Genomic DNA, 19,854 nt, shown 5'->3' on the forward strand with positions numbered 1-19,854 from the left:
TGGTGACTGACACACCGCCTTCGCGGGCAAGCCTCGCTCCTACAGGGTCTTGGGTTACAGGCTGGAGCGGGTGCATGCAGTTAATGCTGATGGTCTAAATTTTTCCCACCACCGGCACACATCTGTTAAAACGCGAACTTCCTGTCCGTGCCGGTAATTTGCCTGATGCCTTCCGCTTTTCTCACCCATCTGCGCCGTCGCTGGCTGACGACGCTGTGCATGGCCGCGCTGGTCGTCGGCCTGCCGGTGAGTTGCGGCGCGCTCAAATACAAAGAACGCGAGTTGCTGTTCCGCATCGAACCGGGTACGGCGGGTTGGTATCGCGGCTTGCCGCAGGATGTTCAGGAATTCGACATCAAACCCGCCAGCTTCAAGGCCGGGCAAAACCTGCATGCATGGTGGTGGCCAGCGGCCCATCGCGATGCGCCGTCGATCCTCTACCTGCACGGCGTGCGCTGGAACCTCACCGGTCAGGCGTTCCGCATCGAGCAATTGCGCGCCATGGGCTATTCGGTGCTGGCGGTCGACTACCGCGGATTCGGCCAGAGCAAGGGCGACCTGCCCTCCGAGGCCAGCGTCTACGAAGACGCCCGGGCCGCCTGGGAGCGCTTCACGCAGATGCAACCGGACGCCAACAAACGCCTGATCTACGGTCACTCCCTGGGCGGCGCCGTGGCCATCGACCTCGCGGCGGACCTGGCGGCACAAGCGAAAAAGGACAAAACCGCGGTGCCGGTGCGCGGTCTGGTGATCGAGTCCACCTTCACGTCATTGGGTGATGCCGTGGCCGAAGTGGCCGGTAACAACCTGCCGGTCAACTGGCTGCCCGTGCGCTGGCTGCTGTCGCAGAAATTCGATTCCATCGACAAGATCACCGACATCGACATGCCGCTGCTGGTGGTCCACGGCCTGGCCGATCCGTTCATGCCGTCGCGTTTCAGCCAGCAGTTGTTCAATGCCGCCAACGAACCCAAGCGCTTGCTGCTGATCCCCGGCGGCACGCACAACAACAGCATGAGCCTGGGCGGCAGTCAGTATCGCCAGGCGCTCGACAGCCTGATGAAAGTCAAACCGCAGATTGCCGGGCCGACGCTGTCACGCAGCGCGCAGGACTCCTGAAAACTAGCGATAGCCCTGCGCCTGCAAATCAAACAACTGGGCGTAGCGTCCGCCGCGGCTGAGCAGGTGCGCATGATCACCGCGCTCGAGAATCGTCCCCTGATCGAGCACGATGATGTGATCGGCATTGCGCACGCTGGAAAACCGATGGGAAATCAGCAGGGTCATGCGTTCGCGGGTATGCCGGCTGAAATGCTCGAACACCGCCGCTTCGGCTGCCGGGTCGAGGGCGGAAGTGGGCTCGTCGAGAATCAGGATGTCGGCATCGCGACGCATGTACGCGCGGGATAACGCGATCTTCTGCCACTGCCCGCCGGACAGCTCTTGTCCGCCGGCAAACCATCGTCCCAACTGCGTGGCATACCCGCGATCCAGCCGCTCGATAAACGGCGCGGCCATGCCTTCGGCAGCGGCGTCGTGCCAGCGCTGCTCATCCTGAAAAGCCAGGGTGTCGCCCACGCCGATGTTCTCCCCGACGGTGAACTGGTAGCGAATGTAATCCTGAAAAATCACCCCGATGCGGCGACGCAGTGCATCTTCCTGCCACTCCTGCAAATCGCTGCCGTCCAGCACGATCCGCCCCTGATCGGGACGGTAAAGACGGGTCAACAACTTGATCAGCGTGGTCTTGCCCGAACCGTTCTCGCCCACCAGCGCCAGGCTGCTGCCGGGGGCAAGATGAAAGCTGACGTCTTGCACTGCAGCGCGACTGGCACCCGGATAACGGAAGCCGACGTTCTCGAAACGCAAACCATCCCCTGGCAGCGCGCCAACGGTCAGTCGCCCGGTGTCGATGACCACGGGTTCGGCGAGGTATTCATAGAGACTCGACAGATACAGGCCGTCTTCATAAAGACCGCTGATTGCGCTAAGGCTGCTGCTGACCGCGGACTGCCCCTGCTTGAACAGCACCAGGTACATGGTCATCTGGCCGAGGCTGATATGGCCGTGAATCGCATCGATCACTACCCAGGCATAGGCCAGGTAAAACGCGGCGGTGCCGAGCAGGCCCAGGACAAATCCCCAGCCATCGCGGCGCAGGGTCAGGCGGCGATCCTCGGCATACAGGCGCAGGAAGGTGTCGCGGTAGCGCTTGAGCAGCAGCGGTGCGAAACCGAATAGCTTGACCTCCTTGATGTAGGCCTCATGGGAGAGCAGCGTCTCGATGTAGGTTTGCTGGCGGCTTTCCGGCGCGCGTCGGGTAAACAGGCGGAAGGCATCGCCGGAGAAACGGGCTTCGGCAAAAAACACAGGTAGCGCGCCGATCACCAGCAGCGCCAGCGCCCACGGCGAAAAATGCACCAGCAACACGCCGAAGCTGATCAACATGATCAGGTTCTGGATCAGCCCCAGCGACTTCATCACCAACGCCAATGGCCGGGTCGAAGCTTCCCGCCGGACTCGCACCAGCTTGTCGTAGAACTCGGAATTTTCGAATTGCACCAACGACAACGTCTGGGCTTTTTCCAGAATCATCGTGTTGACCTTCTGGCCCAACTGCACCCGCAACAACGACTGCTGCACCGACAGCGCCCGCTGGCTGGCGGACAGCAAGGCCAGCACGCCCGCCTCCATCAGGACATAACGCAGCACCGGCCACAAAGGCGCACTGCCCTGCTGTGCGTGCAACTGCATGGCGAACACCACGGCATCGACAATCCGCTGCCCCAGCCAGGCTGCCAACGCCGGCAACATCCCGGCGATCAGGGTGGCCAGCACCAGGCCGAGGAACAGACCGCGGGAAGTGCCCCAAACCAGCAGCAATGCGCGCCTTGCCTGGTCAATCAACGAGGACACGCGCCCCAGGATCGGCTTCACGCCTCAGGCTCCGCCAAGCCCTCGACGCGCTCCCCCTGAAACCGTGCCCGATAGCGACCCGGACTTTCCCCCGTCCATTTCTTGAAGGCCCGGTGAAACGCACTCGGTTCCTGAAAGCCCAGGTGCTCGGCGATGTCGCTGATGCTCGCCCGGCTCTGGCGCAGCTGCTCGAACGCCACCGCGCGGCGCACTTCGTCCTTGATCTCCTGATAGGAACAACCTTCGCGCTCCAGCTTGCGGCGGAAGGTGCTGGGGCTCAGGTGCTGTTCTAGGGCAAAGGCCTGCAGGGTCGGCCAGTCGCTGTAATGGCTTTTGCGCAGACGCTGATGCACCTGTGAAGCCAGGCCGTGCTGATTGCGAAAGCGGATCACCAGCCATTGCGGCGCGGTACGCAGGAACACCTTGAGCGACGCCAGATCCTGAACCACCGGCAGGCGCAGGAAGTGGCTGGCGAATTCGATTTCGGTGCGCTCGGCGCCGAAGGTCAGGTTCGGTCCCCAGAGCAAGGGATCGTCGCTCAGCGGCAGGCGCTGGTGGCGGAAGTCGGCGCGGTCGATGGGAATGCGTCGGCCGCCCAGCCAGCACAGCAGGCTGATCATCAGCACCAGGAAGGTTTCTTCGCCGAAACGGCTGACGTCATCGTCTGCTGCCTGGCTTTCCAGGCTGATGATCGCGCGCTTGCCGCGCACGGTCAGGGTGCCGCGAAAGTCGCGCAGGAACAGGGCGAAATTGGCCAGGCACTGACGCATGGCCTTGTGCAGATCCGGCTCCTGGATCAGCGCGCGGCATATCAGGGCGAACGCGCCCGGCGGCATGCCATGGGAGTCGAGCCTGAAGAACTCGTCATTCAATTCGCGGATCTGTATCAGCCACAACGCCGCGAAGGCATTGGCCGGCACCCGCGCGGTGGGCTGCCCGATCAACGCCGGATCCACCCCGGCCTCTTCCAGCACGGCCTGCACCCGCTGCGGATCGCGCAGCCCGTGAATCATTGCCTGCACGAAATAGGCGGCCACCGAGTCCTTTTCCCGCATGTAAATGCTTCTCTCCCCAGGGTTGGAAATGGCAAAAAACGCCAGCGCCGTTGAACAGTTTCGGCATAGGACAACCGACCTGCCAGCTCTAGACTCGCGGCAATAGTACGCTTTCGACCGCTACCGCGGCGAAGGTATCGCAGAGGTTAGGACGAAGGACGGCAAGATGAATCTGCAAAACATCGGCGTGATCGGCGCTGGCACCATGGGCAACGGTATTGCGCAGGTCTGTGCGCTGGCCGGTTTCAACGTGACCCTGCTCGACATCTCCGAGAGCGCCCTGCAAAAAGCCGTCGCCACCGTTGGCAAAAACCTCGATCGTCAGGTAGCCAAAGAGACCCTGACCCAGGAACAGAAAGCCGCTGCCCTGGACAAGATCCGCACCAGCACCGATTACAGCCAGTTGGCCAACGCTCACATGGTGATCGAAGCCGCCACCGAAAACCTCGAACTGAAACTGCGGGTGCTGCAGCAGATCGCCGCGCAGGTCAGCGCCGATTGCGTGATCGCCTCCAACACGTCGTCGCTGTCGATCACCCAGCTCGCCGCCAGCGTCAGCCAGCCCGAGCGCTTCATCGGCCTGCACTTCTTCAACCCGGTGCCGGTGATGGGCCTGATCGAAGTGATTCGTGGCCTGCAGACCAGCGACGCCACCCACGCCCTGGCGCTGCACATGGCCACCGCTCTGGGCAAGACCGCCATCACCGCCGGCAACCGCCCTGGGTTCGTGGTCAACCGGATTCTGGTGCCGATGATCAACGAAGCGATCCTGGTGTTCCAGGAAGGCCTGGCCAGCGCCGAAGACATCGACGCCGGCATGCGCCTGGGCTGCAACCAGCCAATCGGCCCGCTGGCCCTGGCCGACCTGATCGGCCTGGATACCCTGCTGGCGATCCTGCAAGCCTTCTACGACGGCTTCAACGACAGCAAATATCGCCCGGCGCCGCTTCTCAAGGAAATGGTTGCCGCCGGCTATCTGGGACGCAAAACGGGGCGCGGCTTCCATGCCTATGCCTGAGCGTTGCTCGCGTTTCGCCGAATACCGGGACAAGGTGCTGGAGTTGTTCGCCAGCAAGGGTTTCGGTCAGGTCGGCATGCGTGAGCTCGCCACGTGCCTGGGGCTGTCCCCGGGCTCGTTGTATCACCATTACCCGAGCAAACAGCACCTGCTGCTGGATTTGATCGAGGAGTTCTACGAGGAACTGCTGGCCACCCTCGGCCGGATCGAACAGAAGGCGCCGGCCAAGCGTGACCGGCTCGCCAATCTGATCCGCGCGCACCTGAACCTGCACCGTGAAATGCCCTGCCATTTCCGCCTGGTGGAGCGTGATGGTGGCTGCCTGAACGAAGAGCAGCAGGCGCGGGTTCGGCAGTTGCGCGAGCAGTACGAGCGCCGGCTGCTGAAGATGCTCGTCGCCCGCTCCCGCCTCGAAGAGCCTGGCCTGCTGGCCGCCGGGCATGCGATTGCCGCACTGCTCAACAATGCGCCGAGCTGGATGTCTGATCATTCGCTGGATGAACAGGCGCAGGACGAGTTGCTGGAAAACATGCTCAGCGGCGCCATCGAGCGCGTGCTGGCACCACGACGTGCGTCCGAAACCCTCACCCTGGCAAGACCGTCCCCTATCCTGTAGGAGCGAGCTTGCTCGCGATGGACGCAAGGACACCGCGGGGCATCAGATTTCCAGCGTAATCGTTGACGACCATCGCGAGCATGCTCGCTCCTACAGATCGATGAACCTCATCAACCATCGGGAGCCAAGCCATGAAAATCAATCCCTACCTCATCTTCAACGGCGACTGCAAAGCCGCTTTCACCTTCTACGCCCAAGCCCTCAAGGGCCAGCTCGAAGTCATGATGACCTTCGGCGAATCCCCTGCCGCCGAACACTTCCCCAAGGACCTGCACAACCTGATCATCCACACCCGCCTGTCCGTGGGCGACCAGGCGATCATGGGCTCGGACACCACACCGGACCGCCCCGTCGATGCCATGAGTGCCTGCTCCGTATCGCTGAATGTCGACAGCATCAAAGAGGCGGAACAGGTGTTCTCTGCGCTGGCGGACGGCGGCAACGTGCAAATGCCGCTGGAAGCCACGTTCTGGGCGGCGCGCTTCGGCATGCTGGTGGATCGCTTTGGTGTGTCGTGGATGGTCAATTGCGAGAAGGATCAGTAATTCGCCTGCCGTCGGCTTTTCTGTGGGAGCGAGCCTGCTCGCGAAAAAAGCACGGCCAACGCGTGCATTCAGGCGGCACTCTTGATCGTTGACCTCCATCGCGAGCAGGCTCGCTCCCACAGGCTTTCTGGCAACTCCCCGCTCGTCTGCTAACGTCTACCTTGCAACGTTCGCTCAGCAGCCGTTCGTCCGGAGGAGATCCGCCATGCCCGCACTCGCCCCTGCCGCGTCCTGGTCTGCCCGCGTCAAATTTTCGCTCCTGGCGGGCGGCCTCATCGCCGCGCTGCTTACGCTCAACGGCTGCGCCACCGTCGACGCCCAGACCACCGCCTATGTCGGCGTCGAACATCCGGCACCTACGTTGCCCAGCGAAGTCACCGTACTGCGCTCCGAACCCCTTCGCCCGCACATCCGTCTGGGTGAAGTGCTGATCGACGCCAGCGTCGATCCCGCCCCACCGATTACCGAAGTCGAACAGAAACTGCGCGAGGAAGCCGCCAAGCTGGGCGGTGATGCCGTGGTGGTGGTCTACGACCATATCGGCACCGTCGGCGCCTATGCCAGCGGGCCATTGTGGGCTCGCGACGTGAGAGCTGTGGAAGGACGCAAGCTCAAGGGAATCGTCATCAAATACCGGTTGTAGTCGCTGACAGCTCGGCCCCGACTCTGTCGCATAACCTTTCGTCGTAAATCAAACGAGGGGCGCAATCCGCCGCCAGCTCTGGCTTGCGGCTTGCACAGGCGGGCGTAGCGGCCGCAGAACGACATATTTCTGACACGGCAGCACCTCAAACTAACGCTTAAGGGCACCAGCAACACGCTTGGTCAGTCACCGGAGAAGGAACGTGTCAACTCTCAATGAAATCGCAGCGAACCACGCGAGAATGGCCAAGGCAAAGGAAGAGGAGGCGCTTCGACTGAGCGAGCGACAGCTGCACATCGTGGGCAGCATTGAAATTCCGTCGCTGGAGAATGAACAGAAAGTGCCGCTGCATTTGATCGCCGGGGCGCAGGATGGCCATGGCGGACAGGTGGTCGGGTTTCTGATCTGATTTCCCTGGGCAGGATTTACCGGACTGGAACTGTTCGAAATACACCTTGAGCGTAAACTGAAGAGGTGCGGCACGCATCAATAGTGCTGCACCTGGAGGTGATGCCATGCGCTCAACAATCACCAGCGCCTCGATCGTATTGCTCTCACTGTTCATGCTGCCGCCCGCCAACGCAGTGTCCTCGGTCGAAGTCGACTTCAAGAATCCCGAAAAATACACCGATGCCAGCCTCGACAGCCCGGGCTACGAGCGCGGTGCCGACGCCTACGTCATGAAAGAGCTGCGCAGCTACTTCCAGAAGCTGGGCGAACGCTACCTGCCACCCGACCAGCAACTGCAAATTGAAATACGCAACATCGACCTGGCCGGCCGCTTCGAGCCTTGGCGCCCGTATGCCTATGAAGTGCGCTTCATGCGCGAAATCACCTGGCCGAGCATCGACTTGCACTACGTGCTCAAACAAAATGGCCAGATCGTGAGCCAGGAAGACGCCCGGGTCCTTGATCAGAACTACCTGCAACGTCCGGGTCGGGCCAGCAGGAGCGACCGCCTCTATTCAGAGAAAGCCATGCTCTCGGACTGGTTCCAGAGAGAGTTCAAGGGACAACATCAGGTTGGGGTGAATTGAAAAGTCGCGCGACCGGGATCATCTCCCCTTCGCGCCAAAGAAGTGGTTCAGCAGTATCAGTTCAATAACCGCCACGATAACGCAAAGCACGACAAAGCCGGTGCTGAAAACGCGCTTGCGCCCGGAAGAACCACCGTCCCCCAGCCACATCGCGCCGCTGTACCAGATGAACAACGCGCCGCCCACGAGAACGGTGTAGTACCAAAACTTGCTCCAGAATCCCTGGTGTCGCCATTGGGTCATTTGTTGTCTTCCTTGATCCGTTTTACTTGAGCGTTGCGCACAGCCCGCCAGCTTGTCGTCAGTTTGCGCAAAGCACAATGGTCGATCAGGTCAGGCTGCTGCTCGACATCAAGCCCTCGGTCAGCAAAGACACCAGAGGTTGCACCAGGTGCTGAGTGCGGGCCTCGTCGCCGATGACCGCGACTTCGGTGGTAGGCAGGGTCGGCAACTTCTCCGAAGGCTCAATGATCCGCATGCCTTCCTGCAGGAACGACGTACCAAGCGCAGTGATCCCAAGCCCTCCCGCGACCGCCGCCTGCACGCCGATCAGATTGCTGGCAAGACAGGCCGAAGACCATTCGCGCCGCACAGACGCCATCGCCTCGATCATTATCGCGCGGTAAGCGCACGGTGGACGCATCATCACCAGGCGCACGGGACGAGACGGCTCGATTTCATAGTCTTTTGCGCAGATCCATACCAGTGGCTCACGCCAGATCACCCGGCCGCGTTGCGCGGTCGCGCTTTTCTTGCGTTTGGCAATCACCACATCAAGCTGCCCGGCTTCGTAATCGGCCAACAGATCGTTGCTCAGCCCCGTGGTGAGCTCCAGTTGCAGATCGGGATACAGCTTCGTGAAGCGCGAAAGCAACTTCGGCAACTGTGTCGGCACCAGATTTTCGGAGATCCCCAGACGCAGAAGATTCACCGCCGCAGGCTCCCGGATATCGCGAAGGAAATCGTCGAAGTGCACCATCATCTTGCGCGCCCCCACCAACAGGCGTTCACCGTCCGGCGTGAGAGTCAGCACCCGGCTGGTACGTTCGAACACCTTCAGCCCCAAAACTTCTTCAAGCCGGATGATTTTCTGACTCACCGCCGATTGCGACCGCGCAATGACATCCGCCGCCGCGGTAAAACTGCCCGTTTCCGCCACGGCAATGAACGCGCGCAGCAAATCGATCTCGACATCACCTGCTTGCATGATTAATTCGCCAAACTACTGAATGCGACTAAATCTATGTGCTTCAGCTCTTGATGGCAAATACCGAATATCGTGCAATTTCAGCGTTTGAGCTTGCGCTTGTTGCGGTACTGATCGATGACCACCGCGACCACGATGATCAAGCCCTTGATGATGTCCTGAATGTACGCGTCGACCCCGACGAAGGTGAACCCGCTGGCCATCACGCCAAGGATCAGCGCGCCGATGACCGTGCCGGTGATGCGCCCTACTCCGCCCGCCAGGCTGGTGCCGCCGATGACGGCTGCGGCGATCGCATCCAGTTCGTACGACATGCCCATCCCTGCCTGACCTGTCGCCGCGCGGGCCGATGCCACCACGCCTGCCAGCCCCGCCAGCAAACCGGCGATGCTGTAGACGATGACCAGATGGCGCTTGACGTTGATCCCCGAGGTACGCGCCGCCTGCATGTTGCCGCCGATGGCGTAGGTGTATTTGCCATACTTGGTGTAGCGCAGGGCGATGTGGAAGATCACCGCCACCACCAGGAAAATGATCACCGGCATCGCGCCGTGACCGATGGCCGTGTACGGCTCCGACAGCATGCTGATCGGCTGGCCTTCGGTGTAGTAGCGCGCCAGGCCCCGGGCCGAGACCATCATGCCCAGGGTGGCAATGAATGGCGGGATCCCGGTAATGGCGATGATGCTGCCGTTGATCGCGCCCGCCAGCAGCCCGACGCCCAGACCTGCGATCACGGGAATCCACACGGGCAGATCGGTCAGCGAGGGAAACACCGCCCGGGCGAAATCCGAGGTCTGCGCCAGACTGGCGGCGATCATCGCCGACAGCGCCAGCACCGAGCCCGACGACAGGTCGATGCCGGTGGTGATGATCACTTGGGTCACGCCAATCGCCAGCAGGCCGATGATCGACACTTGCAGGATCATCAGAACCAGTCGCTGGGAGTTCATCAGGAAGCTCTGATCCCGCACGATCCAGCCGAACAATTCGAAGACCAGGCCAATGCCGATCAGCACCAGGAAAATGCTCAGCTCGGTCGGAAAGCGCCGCCGGCTCTTGGCTGCTGCCGTTGTCGGTTTGTTTTCCAGTATCGCGTTCATAAGCCCTCACCCTTCTATCGCGTCATCGACCGTGGCCAGGCCACCGCCGCATCCATTAGTGAACCGCGGACATGCCCGATGCCAATTGCATCACGCGTTCCTGAGTCGCTTCGCTGCGGTCCAAAGTGCCCATCAGATCGCCCTCGTGCATGACCATCACCCGGTCACTCATGCCGAGTACTTCCGGCAGCTCCGAGGAAATCATGATCACCGCCATACCTTCACTGGCGAGACAGGAAATCAGCCGGTAGATCTCGGCCTTGGCGCCGACGTCGATCCCCCGGGTAGGCTCATCGAGAATCAGGATTCGCGGGTTGGTCATCAGCCAGCGCGCCAGCAAGGCTTTCTGCTGATTACCACCGGACAGGGTGTCGATGCACTGCTCCAGAGACGGAGTCTTGACCCGCAGCTTTTTGCACATGTCTTCGCACAATGCGCGCAAGGCTTTCTGCTGGATGAACCCGTGACCGGCGTAGTGCGGCAGCACCGCCATTTCCATGTTTTCCAGCACCGAGAGACAGGGAAAGAGGCCACTGAGTTTGCGATCTTCGGTCAACAGAGCGAAGCCCTTCTCGATTGCCATATGCGGATCGCTGATGCGCACCACCTCGCCATCCAGACGAATCTCGCCACCGTCACTTGGGGTCACGCCGAAAATCGCTTCGGCGACGTTGGTCCGCCCCGATCCCATCAACCCGGCGATACCGAGGATTTCGCCAACGTGCAGGTCGAAAGAAACCTCCTTGAAAATGCCATCGAGCCTGAGATCGCGCACCGACAGCAGCAGCTCGCCAATCGGTTTTTCGCGCTCTGGAAAGAGCTGGCTCAACTCACGGCCGACCATCATCGAGATCAGGCTGTCGCTGTCCATGCTGTCGGCCCGTTGCAAACCGATGTAGGCGCCGTCGCGAAACACCGCCACTTCATCGGCGATGGCAAACACCTCGTTCATTTTGTGGGTGATGTAGATGATGCCTTTGCCCTGATTCTTCAGGTCGGCAATGATCGAAAACAGATGCGCGACTTCCTTGTCGGTGATGGCGGAGGTCGGTTCGTCCATGATCAGGATGTCGGAGTCATAGGACACGGCCTTGGCGATCTCGACCATCTGCCGTTCGGCGATGCTCAGATTGCCGACTTGCTCCTCCGGATCGAGATTGATCCGCAGACGTTCCAGCAGTTTCGCCGTGCAGCGGTGCATTTCCCGGTGGTCGATCATGTGCAAGCCATTGAGCTGCTCGCGACCGATCCAGATGTTTTCGGCGATGCTCATGTGCGGCATCAGGTTGAGCTCCTGGTGGATCATCGCGATCCCGGCCTGCAGCGCCGCGAGCGGTGTTTCGAACACCACCGGCTGGCCCCGCAGGCGCAGCTCGCCGGCGTCCGGCTGGTAGATCCCGGCGATGATTTTCATCAGGGTGGACTTGCCCGCACCATTCTCGCCCATGAGTGCCAGCACTGAACCGGGACGGACCCGCAGCTGCACGTCGGACAACGCCACCACACCGGGAAATCCTTTACTGACGTTGATGATTTCGAGCAGATATGGCTCTTCGACAGTGTTTGCAGCGGGCTGGGCAGCGTTCAAAGGGGTGCTCGAAACGGTCGCTGAAGCGAACATGATCAGGTACTCCATCGGCAAGGCGGCAGTCGCCGCCCTGCCTGCTCATTGTTGTTATTGAACGGACGGGCTATTTGAACTGATCGACGTTCTGCGGAGTGATCAGGCGAAACGGCACCCAGACCGCCGGCTCGACCGGCTCGTTCTTCGCCATTCTCACGGCAGTATCGATGGAACCATCGGCCTGGCCCTGAGCGTCCTGAAACACCGAGGCCGCCAGGGAACCCTTCTTCACGGCACTCAAACCGTCTGGCGTGCCGTCAACACCGGCAATCAACACACTGCCTTTTTCAACGCCGGCCTGCTGCAAGGCCATGGCGGCGCCGATGGCCATCTCGTCGTTATTGGAGACGATCGCGTCGAACTTGCGGCCCTGGGTCAACCAGTCGTTGACCAGGGTCATGCCTTTATCGCGCAGCCAGGTGCCGCTCTGCTCCTGCTCGATCCTGATGTCCGGGTATTTGGCCAGTACTTCCTTGACGCCCTTGGTGCGGTTGGTCGTGGAGTTGTTCGCAAGGTCCCCCAGCAGAATCACGATTTCGCCCTTGCCACCCATCTTGTCGGCCAGGTACTGCATCTGCATTTCACCGGCTTCCAGGTCGTTGGAGGCGACCGTCACCACGCCTTTCGGCAGGTTCAGGTCATCGGGGCGACGGTTGACGTAGACCAGGGGAATGCCGGCCTTCACCGCGGCTTCGGTGATTTTTTTGGTGGCGGCGGTATCCACCGGGTTGACCACGATGGCATCGACTTTCTGGCTGATAAAGCTTTCGACCTGGCTCAGTTGCTTGACCACGTCGCTGCGGGCGTCTTCGAACTGCAGCTTGACGCCATCGGGGTAGGACTTGGCTTTCTTGTCCATGGATTCGCGCAGATAGGTGAGCCAGGTGTCATCGAATTGGGACATGCTGACGCCGATCTTCATATCGGCCAGGGCAACGCCGCTGGCGAACATCAGCGACAGGGCAAGGGAGGCAAAACGGATCTTGGTCTTCATGAAAAGTCTTTCTCCACATTCTTGTTGGTTTTATGGATGAGGCGTGACGATTTCAGTAAGCGGACAAGCTGGAGGAGCGTTAAACAGGTGTGTATGGATTTTCTGGAAATGACTGTATTGGAAAATTTTTTCCATATCAATCGGTTTTAGAATTTTATTCTGATTTTGTTCCGTGGCTCGCAAACGGGCTCAATCGCACCACTTGCTGTTGTTCGAAACTCAGTCGCGCGGCGTCTAGCACGCGGGTGGTCGCCAGGGCGTCACGAGGATCCACGGGCAGCGGACCAGCGCCTTGCAACGCACGTTGCAGCTGCAGATAGAACTGATTCCAACCGCCTCGCTCGGACGGTACCCGTTCGCGCTCTTCGCCATGCTCGAACCAGCCCCAGCGCCGATGCTCCTCCACGCCCCAACGATCGCCTTCGGTTTGCGGCGAAAGCCCGGTCAGCGCCAACGCCTCTTGCCCATCCAGACCCTCGACGCTGTAGCAGCCTTGAGTGCCAGTCACGCGAAAGCGCGGGCCGGGAGTGTTTTGCAGGCAGTTGCCGGTCAGATGCGAGATCACGCCACTGGCATGGGTCAGTGACACAAAGAAGCCGTTATCGAATGCCTGGCTCGGGTCCCGGTTATCAAGTTCGGCGTATACCTGAGCCACCGGACCGAACAGCAGCAAGGCCTGATCCACCAGATGACTGCCGAGATCGCGCAAGTAACCGCCGCCACTGGCGACGTTCACCGCCTGGGGAGCGTAACGCTCGATCCGCGACTCAAAATGTCTGACCTGACCGAGCGCGCCAGACTCGATGAGTTTGCGCACCGTCAGGAAGTCCGAGTCCCAGCGTCGATTCTGATAAACGCTGAGCAACACGCCCTGGCGCTCGGCCATGGTGATCAGGGTCTGCGCCTGTTGCGCATCGGCCGCGAACGGCTTGTCGCTGACCACGGCGACACCATGCTCGATGCCGTCGAGCACCAGCGCCGGACGCCCCTTGAGTGGCGTGGACACCACCAGCACGTCGATGCCAGCCTCCACCAACTGGCCGATGCTGTCGAAAGCCGGCACACCTGGATGGTCAGTCGCCAACAACTGTCGGCGCGACGCTGAACGGGTGACGACACCCACGAAAGTCGCCGCCGGCAAGCTGCTGATCAGTGGCGCATGAAAGAACCGACCGCCATGGCCGTAACCGACGAGTCCGATACGCATGAATCAACTCCTTTTCAGGTGAGCCGTGGCCGAGCCTTGGAAGCAGGATTACCCGCGAAGAGCCAGGCACATTCAGCATCAGTGCGACTGGCCGGACGCCTTCGCGGGCAAGCCTCGCTCCTACGGGAAATCGGTGTCAGTTGTAGAAGCTCGGGCGATCAGGGAGGGCAACCTTGACGATCGCTGCGCTGGTCTGCGCCTCGATGCATGCATCGGCGGCCACCGCGGCGGCGAAGCCATCCCAGGCCGACGGCCCACCAATCCGCCCGGCGCGAACTCCGTCGATGAACGCTTGCAACTCGACGTCATAGGCGGCGATGAAGCGATCCTTCCAGTCCATCAGGATGGCGTTGGACAGCTTCGCCCCGCTGCGCATTTGCACCTGGGAAGGTTCCGGCAGTTTGGCAATGCCGGTCTCCCCCACCACCTCGCATTGGATGTCGTAGCCATATTGGCAATTGACGAAAACCTCGACGTCGATTCGGGTGCCCTTGACGGTTTCCAGCAGCACGATCTGCGGGTCTTTCAAATGTGCGAGGGCCTTGCTGCTCTTGCGCGGGAACACCACTTGCACCGACACGTAATCGTCATCAAGCAACCAACGCAACACATCCAGTTCATGGATCAGCGTGTCGGTGATCGCCATGTCGGTCTTGTAGTGCTCGCCCACCGTGGGATTGCGGTGCGCACAGTGCAGCATCAGCGGTTCGCCGATCTGGCCGCTGTCGATCACCGATTTCAACGCACGATAGCCTTCATCGTACGGACGCATGAAACCGACCTGTACCAGCCGCTTGCCGTGGGCCACTTCCGCTTCGACGATCTTGCGGCAACCTTCGGCGGTGACGGCCAGCGGTTTCTCGCAGAACACCGGCTTGCCCGCGGCAATCGCTGCCAACACGAATTCTTCGTGGCTAGGGCCCCAGGAAGTGACGAGGATCGCATCGACCTCCGGCGCCTTGATCAGCGCATGGCCGTCGGGATAGACCTCGGCCGTCAGCTTCAGATCGGCTACGACCTTGGTCGCCTGCTGCAGATTGATGTCGGTGACAGCCACGACCTGGCTGTTGAGCAGTGTCTGGCTGCAACGACGGATGTGATCCTGACCGATGGCGCCGGTGCCGATGACGCCTAACCGTAAAGGACTGGAAAGCAGTGACATGTGAGAACTCCTTATTGTTCGATTCAAAGCAATCAGTACTGACGGGCCTTGGCCAGTCGTTCGTTAATGGTTTGCGCCACTGCATTGGTGCTAGCGCTGGTGGACACCTGGGCCACGCCGACCCGCCACCACGACAGATACCCGTGGATCATGGTCTTGGGCAGCACCTTGATGTCGATCAGCGTCGACACCGCCTGCAAACGCGCATCGGTCAACGCAGCCTGCAGCTCTTCAACGGTGGTCACCTTGTAGGTCTTGCAGCCATAGGCCGCAGCGCTCATGGCGAAATCCACCGGCACGAAATCACCGTCGAGCTTGCCGGTCTGCGAGTTGCGGAAACGGAACTCGGTGCCGAAGCTGTCCATGCCGTTGCCCATCTGCAGGTTGTTGATGCAGCCGAACGCGATGTTGTCGAACAGCACCACATTGATCTTGCGTCGCTCCTGAATCGAGGTCGCCAGCTCCGAGTGCAGCATCATGTAGGAGCCATCGCCCACCAGCGCATAGACTTCGCGCTCGGGTTCGGCGAGCTTCACGCCCAGTGCGGCGTTGATCTCATAGCCCATGCACGAATAGCCGTACTCGACGTGGTAGGTGTTCACGCCCTTGCTGCGCCAGCTGCGCTGCAAGTCACCCGGCAGGCTGCCGGCGGCGGCGACGATCACCGCGTCATCGGCGAGGCCGTCATTGAGCACACCCAGCACGCGGCTCTGGGTCAGGCAGGAGCCGGTCAGCTCAATGAACTCACGCAGCACCGCCGGGTCCATGTGGTCGTTGATTTCCGGCTCGAAATCCCGGGTCTGGTATTCGATCCGGTTCAGGCGATGCACTTCCTCGTCCAGCCGGGCTTTGGCCAGTCGCGGTTGATCGCCCCATTCGGAGCGGAAGTCGCCCAGCGCTTTGGCCAGCGCCAGCAAACCGGTTCTGGCGTCCGCCAGCAGTTGCACGCCGTCGAGCTTCAGGGCGTCGCACGGGCAGATGTTGAGGTTGAGAAATTGCACATCCGGGTGCTGGAACAATGATTTCGATGAGGTGGTGAAGTCGCTGTAGCGGGTGCCGATACCGATGATCAGATCTGCCTCCGCGGCCAGCAGGTTCGCCGCCAGGCAACCGGTTTCGCCGATGCCGCCCACGTTCAGCGGATGGCTGGAAACCACCGCACTCTTGCCGGCCTGGGTTTCGGCGAAAGGAATATCGAAGCGCTCGGCGAAGGCCTGCAATGCGCTGTTGGCGCCGGAATACCTGACCCCGCCACCGCAGATGATCAGCGGTTTGCGCTTGCCTTTGAACAGCGCCAGCGCATCCCCCAGCATCGCTTCGGTGGCTGGACGGCGTTCGATGCGGTGCACACGTTTTTGCAGGAAATAATCGGGATAGTCGTATGCCTCGCCTTGCACGTCTTGTGGCAGGGCCAGCGTCACCGCGCCGGTTTGCGCCGGGTCCGTGAGCACGCGCATCGCGTGGATCGCCGCTGTCATCAACTGCTCGGGACGGTTGATGCGATCCCAGTATTTACTGACGGCCTTGAAGGCGTCGTTGGTGCTGATGCTCAGGTCGTGGAACTGCTCGATCTGTTGCAGCACCGGGTCCGGCTGACGGCAGGCGTAGACATCGCCAGGCAGCAACAGCAACGGAATGCGGTTGGCGGTCGCGGTGGCGGCAGCGGTCAGCATGTTCGCCGCGCCGGGCCCCACCGACGCCGTACAGGCGTAGATTTTGCGCCGCAGGTGCTGCTTGGCGAAACCGATCGCCGCGTGGGCCATGCCTTGCTCATTGCGACCCTGATGGACGATCAGGTCGCCGCTGTCCTGCTCCAGAGCCTGCCCCAGTCCCAGCACGTTGCCGTGACCGAAGATGGCGAAGACCCCTGCGACGAACTTGCTCTGCACGCCATCGACTTCGATGTACTGGTTGTCGAGGAATTTCACCAGGGCCTGGGCCATGGTCAGTCTTGTTGTGGTCATGATTCGTTCCTTCAATACGGCCAGAAATCCTGTGGGAGCGCGCCTGCTCGCAATTGCGGTCTGTCAGGCGATCGCGCTGTTGAATGTGCCGCCGTCTTCGCGAGCAGGCTCACTCCCACAGTCGGGTGTCAGTTCAGGGATTTCTGCAGATGGTCCATGCTCGCGCCGATGGCCCGCTCTATATCCGCCAGGCCGTGGATGCTGTCGGCGAATGGCTCGAACGACAGGTAGCCGCCGTAACCGCTGGCGAGCAGGGTTTCGATCTGTGCCGCGTTGCCGAGGATGTCGCCCTCGCCTACAAGCACCCGGTGGCCATCACGAATGCTCGTCAAGGGTGCCTGGGCATCCTCGACACCAGAGATGTGCACCAGCCCGGTCAGCTCGGGGAAAAATTCCTGCTCCCCGGACAGGTGATGATGGAAGGTGTCATGCACCAGACGAAACACATCCTGAGCGCCGATGGCCTTGATCGCTTCCACCGCCGGGTGCTTGCGACGCAGCGAACACTCTTCGAAACCCAGAGGCTCGATAAACCCGAGAATCCCGTGATCGCGCAGGATCGGCGCCAGCTCCGTCAACGCTGTGTACAGGTCTGCGGCACGCTCTGCTTCATTGCGTGAATCGCCACGATCATTGAGTGGGCACATCACCAGCCCCCGGGCACCGCAATCGCGTGCGTAGGCGGCGAGTTTCAGGGCTTGCAGGCGACGCTCGGCATTCCACACATCAAAGGGATAAAGCGCGTTGATCGACAGTACGCAAATGCCTCTGGCTGCGCACAATTCGCGCACTTGCTCAGGCGTGGTGCCGTCCTCGATCTCGACACCTTCGAGGTCGTTACGGATCTCGATCGCGTCCGCCTTGAGGGTCGCCGCCAGTTCGATGAACGCCGGCAATGACAGGCGCGGGGCGACCATCCGGTTCAAGGCGAAACGCAGGGGTTTGCTCATTATTGTGGTTCTCCGCCAGACGTTGAGGTTCAGAGATCGAGCAGCCAGCTGTGCTGCGGATCGTTGTGGAACTGCCAGACGCGTTTGGGTCCCGCCATTACATTCAGGTAATAAGACTCGTAGCCATAAGGCACGCTGACCGGGTGATAGCCCTTGGGCACGACCACCAGATCGTTGTTCTCCACGGCCATGGCCTGATCGATGCTGCGGTCATCGGTGTAGACCCGCTGGAACACGAAGCCCTGCGGCGGGTTGATCTGGTGGTAGTAGGTTTCTTCGAGAAAGCTCTGGTGCGGCAGATCGTCGGTATCGTGTTTGTGCGGCGGATAGCTCGACGAGTGCCCAGAGGGGGTACGTACTTCCACCACCAGCAGCGAATGGGCGGGTTCGCTGTCGGGCAGAATGTCGCAGACGTAACGGGTGTTCGCCCCTTTGCCGCGCACGCTGCGTTTCATGGTCTCGGGTTTGATCAGGCGCGGCCCGAGCTGAGTTGTGGCGCTACCCGGAGCGGCGCATACGGCGATCTGCACATCACTCAAGGCCACCACCTGCGCCTGAGTACCGGGTGGCAAATAGGCGGCGAAAGGTGATTTGTCTTCGAACACCGACTGACGATCGCCGATGTTGTCCCAGGCAAACGCGCCCTGCTCCGGCGCTTCACCCTTGATGTTGACCCTTCCGCTGAGCAGCACCAGGCACAATTCCTGATCACCTGCACTGACCGGCAGCGTCTCGCCGAGGCTCAATCGGTAAGCGGCGAAACCGACGTATTCCAACTGACCTTCGCCCAACTCGACCTGGGTCCGACCGCGGGCATTGCTTTTCACCAGCAGACTCATGGCGCGACCCTCTCGTCGAGCAACGCACGCAAAGTGTCGTAGCCTTTTTTCGCGTAGACATAACTCGGCGCCACCGCCGGGTCCTGCTCGGCTTCGACCACCAGCCAGCCGTGATAATCGGCGTCCAGCAACACATCGAGCAGTGCGCGAAAGTCGATATCTCCATCGCCCGGAACGGTGAAGGTGCCGTTGATGATGCAGTCCGGGAAGCTCCACAGGTTGTTGCGCGCCAACTGCACCACGGGTTTGCGCACATCCTTGAAATGCACGTGGCAGATTCGCCCGATGTGTTTGCGCAACACCTGCAAGGGTTCACCGCCGCCCATGTAGCAATGGCCCGAATCGAACAGCAGGCCGACTTCGCTGCCGGTCAACGCCATCAGAGTGTCGATGTCCGCCGGCGATTCGACGTAAGCGCCCATGTGGTGGTGATAGGCAAGGCGCACGCCTTGGGACAGGGTGAAACGCGCCAGTTCAGTGAGCTTGTCGGCGTATTCCTGCCACGCCTGTTCGGTGTGAAACCGCGGGCGCTCGACCAGTGGAATACGCTGGCCCTGGATGGAGTCGGCAACCTCACCGTACACCAGCACACTGGCGCCGTTCTTCGCCAGCAACTCGACATGACTGCCGATGGCGTCGATTTCCTCGGCCACGGAACGGCGAGCCAGGCGGCTGGAGTACCAGCCCGATACCAGCGCCAGGTCATAGGGACGCAACACATCGCCCACGCCCTTGGCATCCTTGGGAAACTTGCCGTTGAGTTCGAAACCTTCGTAACCGATCTCCTTGCCTTCGCTCAGCGCGGTGCTCAGCGGCGTCTCGCCACCGAGGGACGGCAGGTCGTCATTGCTCCAGGAGATCGGGTTGATGCCAATTCGGATTGCGGGCATGGCTGTACCTTTTATTGTTTTTCCAGCACCTTGAAACGTGACATGGACCCTTGTGGGAGCGAGCCTGCTCGCGATCAGGCCTAA

20 protein-coding genes are annotated in these 19,854 nt (G+C 61.0%); 7 read left to right on the plus strand and 13 right to left on the minus strand.

The window, feature by feature from the left end; translation table 11 throughout:
• Positions 1-165: 165 nt before the first annotated feature.
• On the plus strand, positions 166-1,119 hold the full coding sequence (locus K9857_RS23125; RefSeq protein ID WP_224539673.1) for an alpha/beta hydrolase: 954 nt from the start codon (positions 166-168) through the stop codon (positions 1,117-1,119).
• A gap of 3 nt (positions 1,120-1,122) precedes the next feature.
• On the opposite strand, the gene K9857_RS23130 is transcribed toward K9857_RS23125, so the two are convergent.
• On the minus strand, positions 1,123-2,937 hold the full coding sequence (locus K9857_RS23130; protein WP_224539676.1) for an ABC transporter ATP-binding protein: 1,815 nt from the start codon (positions 2,935-2,937) through the stop codon (positions 1,123-1,125).
• Positions 2,934-3,971, minus strand: coding sequence for an AraC family transcriptional regulator (locus K9857_RS23135; RefSeq protein WP_224539678.1), 1,038 nt, complete (start codon positions 3,969-3,971; stop codon positions 2,934-2,936). The genes K9857_RS23130 and K9857_RS23135 overlap by 4 nt, the downstream gene beginning before the upstream one ends.
• A gap of 166 nt (positions 3,972-4,137) precedes the next feature.
• On the opposite strand from K9857_RS23135, the gene K9857_RS23140 reads away from it, so the two are divergent.
• From K9857_RS23140 to K9857_RS23165, 6 genes are all read left to right on the plus strand, one after another.
• The gene (locus K9857_RS23140) at positions 4,138-4,989 is read left to right on the plus strand and encodes a 3-hydroxybutyryl-CoA dehydrogenase (protein ID WP_224539680.1); all 852 of its coding nucleotides are present in this window, start codon (positions 4,138-4,140) and stop codon (positions 4,987-4,989) included.
• Positions 4,976-5,605 carry a TetR/AcrR family transcriptional regulator gene (locus K9857_RS23145; protein ID WP_224539682.1) on the plus strand — a complete coding sequence of 210 codons (630 nt, stop codon included), beginning with the start codon at positions 4,976-4,978 and terminating at the stop codon, positions 5,603-5,605. Before K9857_RS23140 ends, K9857_RS23145 begins: the two co-directional genes overlap by 14 nt.
• A gap of 131 nt (positions 5,606-5,736) precedes the next feature.
• Positions 5,737-6,150: a VOC family protein gene (locus K9857_RS23150; protein ID WP_224539684.1), complete on the plus strand. Its 414-nt coding sequence runs from the start codon at positions 5,737-5,739 to the stop codon at positions 6,148-6,150.
• Between the two features lie 205 nt (positions 6,151-6,355).
• Positions 6,356-6,793, plus strand: coding sequence for a hypothetical protein (locus K9857_RS23155; RefSeq protein ID WP_224539686.1), 438 nt, complete (start codon positions 6,356-6,358; stop codon positions 6,791-6,793).
• A gap of 202 nt (positions 6,794-6,995) precedes the next feature.
• On the plus strand, positions 6,996-7,202 hold the full coding sequence (locus K9857_RS23160; protein ID WP_224539689.1) for a hypothetical protein: 207 nt from the start codon (positions 6,996-6,998) through the stop codon (positions 7,200-7,202).
• 106 nt (positions 7,203-7,308) lie between these two features.
• Positions 7,309-7,830, plus strand: a complete 522-nt coding sequence (locus K9857_RS23165) for a DUF3016 domain-containing protein (RefSeq protein WP_224539691.1) — start codon at positions 7,309-7,311, stop codon at positions 7,828-7,830.
• A gap of 18 nt (positions 7,831-7,848) precedes the next feature.
• Here the strand turns inward: K9857_RS23165 and K9857_RS23170 are convergent, their stop codons facing one another.
• From K9857_RS23170 to iolE, 11 genes are all read right to left on the minus strand, one after another.
• Positions 7,849-8,073, minus strand: coding sequence for a hypothetical protein (locus K9857_RS23170; protein ID WP_224539693.1), 225 nt, complete (start codon positions 8,071-8,073; stop codon positions 7,849-7,851).
• 85 nt (positions 8,074-8,158) lie between these two features.
• Positions 8,159-9,037, minus strand: a complete 879-nt coding sequence (locus tag K9857_RS23175; RefSeq protein WP_224539695.1) for a LysR substrate-binding domain-containing protein — start codon at positions 9,035-9,037, stop codon at positions 8,159-8,161.
• 80 nt (positions 9,038-9,117) lie between these two features.
• A complete protein-coding gene (locus K9857_RS23180) occupies positions 9,118-10,140 on the minus strand; it encodes an ABC transporter permease (protein WP_224539696.1) in 1,023 nt (340 codons plus the stop codon).
• 55 nt (positions 10,141-10,195) lie between these two features.
• On the minus strand, positions 10,196-11,761 hold the full coding sequence (locus tag K9857_RS23185; RefSeq protein WP_224539698.1) for a sugar ABC transporter ATP-binding protein: 1,566 nt from the start codon (positions 11,759-11,761) through the stop codon (positions 10,196-10,198).
• Between the two features lie 70 nt (positions 11,762-11,831).
• Positions 11,832-12,758 (minus strand): sugar ABC transporter substrate-binding protein, encoded by a 927-nt coding sequence (locus tag K9857_RS23190; RefSeq protein WP_224539700.1) that lies wholly within the window; start codon positions 12,756-12,758, stop codon positions 11,832-11,834.
• A gap of 154 nt (positions 12,759-12,912) precedes the next feature.
• Positions 12,913-13,965, minus strand: coding sequence for a Gfo/Idh/MocA family oxidoreductase (locus K9857_RS23195; RefSeq protein ID WP_224539702.1), 1,053 nt, complete (start codon positions 13,963-13,965; stop codon positions 12,913-12,915).
• Between the two features lie 136 nt (positions 13,966-14,101).
• A complete protein-coding gene (locus K9857_RS23200) occupies positions 14,102-15,127 on the minus strand; it encodes a Gfo/Idh/MocA family protein (RefSeq protein ID WP_224539705.1) in 1,026 nt (341 codons plus the stop codon).
• A gap of 32 nt (positions 15,128-15,159) precedes the next feature.
• Positions 15,160-17,091 (minus strand): 3D-(3,5/4)-trihydroxycyclohexane-1,2-dione acylhydrolase (decyclizing), encoded by a 1,932-nt coding sequence (gene iolD, locus K9857_RS23205; protein ID WP_224539707.1) that lies wholly within the window; start codon positions 17,089-17,091, stop codon positions 15,160-15,162.
• Between the two features lie 128 nt (positions 17,092-17,219).
• Entirely contained in the window at positions 17,220-18,041 is an 822-nt protein-coding gene (locus K9857_RS23210; RefSeq protein ID WP_224539708.1) for a TIM barrel protein, read from the minus strand.
• 29 nt (positions 18,042-18,070) lie between these two features.
• Positions 18,071-18,880 carry a 5-deoxy-glucuronate isomerase gene (gene iolB, locus K9857_RS23215; RefSeq protein WP_224539710.1) on the minus strand — a complete coding sequence of 270 codons (810 nt, stop codon included), beginning with the start codon at positions 18,878-18,880 and terminating at the stop codon, positions 18,071-18,073.
• Entirely contained in the window at positions 18,877-19,770 is an 894-nt protein-coding gene (iolE, locus tag K9857_RS23220; RefSeq protein ID WP_224539712.1) for a myo-inosose-2 dehydratase, read from the minus strand. Before iolE ends, iolB begins: the two co-directional genes overlap by 4 nt.
• Positions 19,771-19,854: the final 84 nt, after the last annotated feature.

It is taken from the genome of Pseudomonas sp. REP124, assembly GCF_020164475.1.
In the GTDB taxonomy this organism is placed as follows: Bacteria; Pseudomonadota; Gammaproteobacteria; order Pseudomonadales; family Pseudomonadaceae; genus Aquipseudomonas.

What these genes read in the sequence shown, in the direction of transcription:
- iolE (WP_224539712.1), bottom strand. Translation starts at nt 19,770, where the DNA reads ATGCCCGCAATCCGAATTGGCATCAACCCGATCTCCTGGAGCAATGAC.
- K9857_RS23195 (WP_224539702.1), bottom strand. Translation starts at nt 13,965, where the DNA reads ATGCGTATCGGACTCGTCGGTTACGGCCATGGCGGTCGGTTCTTTCAT.
- K9857_RS23210 (WP_224539708.1), bottom strand. Translation starts at nt 18,041, where the DNA reads ATGAGCAAACCCCTGCGTTTCGCCTTGAACCGGATGGTCGCCCCGCGC.
- K9857_RS23145 (WP_224539682.1), top strand. Translation starts at nt 4,976, where the DNA reads ATGCCTATGCCTGAGCGTTGCTCGCGTTTCGCCGAATACCGGGACAAG.
- K9857_RS23140 (WP_224539680.1), top strand. Translation starts at nt 4,138, where the DNA reads ATGAATCTGCAAAACATCGGCGTGATCGGCGCTGGCACCATGGGCAAC.
- K9857_RS23180 (WP_224539696.1), bottom strand. Translation starts at nt 10,140, where the DNA reads ATGAACGCGATACTGGAAAACAAACCGACAACGGCAGCAGCCAAGAGC.
- iolB (WP_224539710.1), bottom strand. Translation starts at nt 18,880, where the DNA reads ATGAGTCTGCTGGTGAAAAGCAATGCCCGCGGTCGGACCCAGGTCGAG.
- K9857_RS23150 (WP_224539684.1), top strand. Translation starts at nt 5,737, where the DNA reads ATGAAAATCAATCCCTACCTCATCTTCAACGGCGACTGCAAAGCCGCT.
- K9857_RS23175 (WP_224539695.1), bottom strand. Translation starts at nt 9,037, where the DNA reads ATGCAAGCAGGTGATGTCGAGATCGATTTGCTGCGCGCGTTCATTGCC.
- K9857_RS23135 (WP_224539678.1), bottom strand. Translation starts at nt 3,971, where the DNA reads ATGCGGGAAAAGGACTCGGTGGCCGCCTATTTCGTGCAGGCAATGATT.
- K9857_RS23125 (WP_224539673.1), top strand. Translation starts at nt 166, where the DNA reads ATGCCTTCCGCTTTTCTCACCCATCTGCGCCGTCGCTGGCTGACGACG.
- K9857_RS23200 (WP_224539705.1), bottom strand. Translation starts at nt 15,127, where the DNA reads ATGTCACTGCTTTCCAGTCCTTTACGGTTAGGCGTCATCGGCACCGGC.
- K9857_RS23185 (WP_224539698.1), bottom strand. Translation starts at nt 11,761, where the DNA reads ATGTTCGCTTCAGCGACCGTTTCGAGCACCCCTTTGAACGCTGCCCAG.
- K9857_RS23190 (WP_224539700.1), bottom strand. Translation starts at nt 12,758, where the DNA reads ATGAAGACCAAGATCCGTTTTGCCTCCCTTGCCCTGTCGCTGATGTTC.
- iolD (WP_224539707.1), bottom strand. Translation starts at nt 17,091, where the DNA reads ATGACCACAACAAGACTGACCATGGCCCAGGCCCTGGTGAAATTCCTC.
- K9857_RS23165 (WP_224539691.1), top strand. Translation starts at nt 7,309, where the DNA reads ATGCGCTCAACAATCACCAGCGCCTCGATCGTATTGCTCTCACTGTTC.
- K9857_RS23155 (WP_224539686.1), top strand. Translation starts at nt 6,356, where the DNA reads ATGCCCGCACTCGCCCCTGCCGCGTCCTGGTCTGCCCGCGTCAAATTT.
- K9857_RS23170 (WP_224539693.1), bottom strand. Translation starts at nt 8,073, where the DNA reads ATGACCCAATGGCGACACCAGGGATTCTGGAGCAAGTTTTGGTACTAC.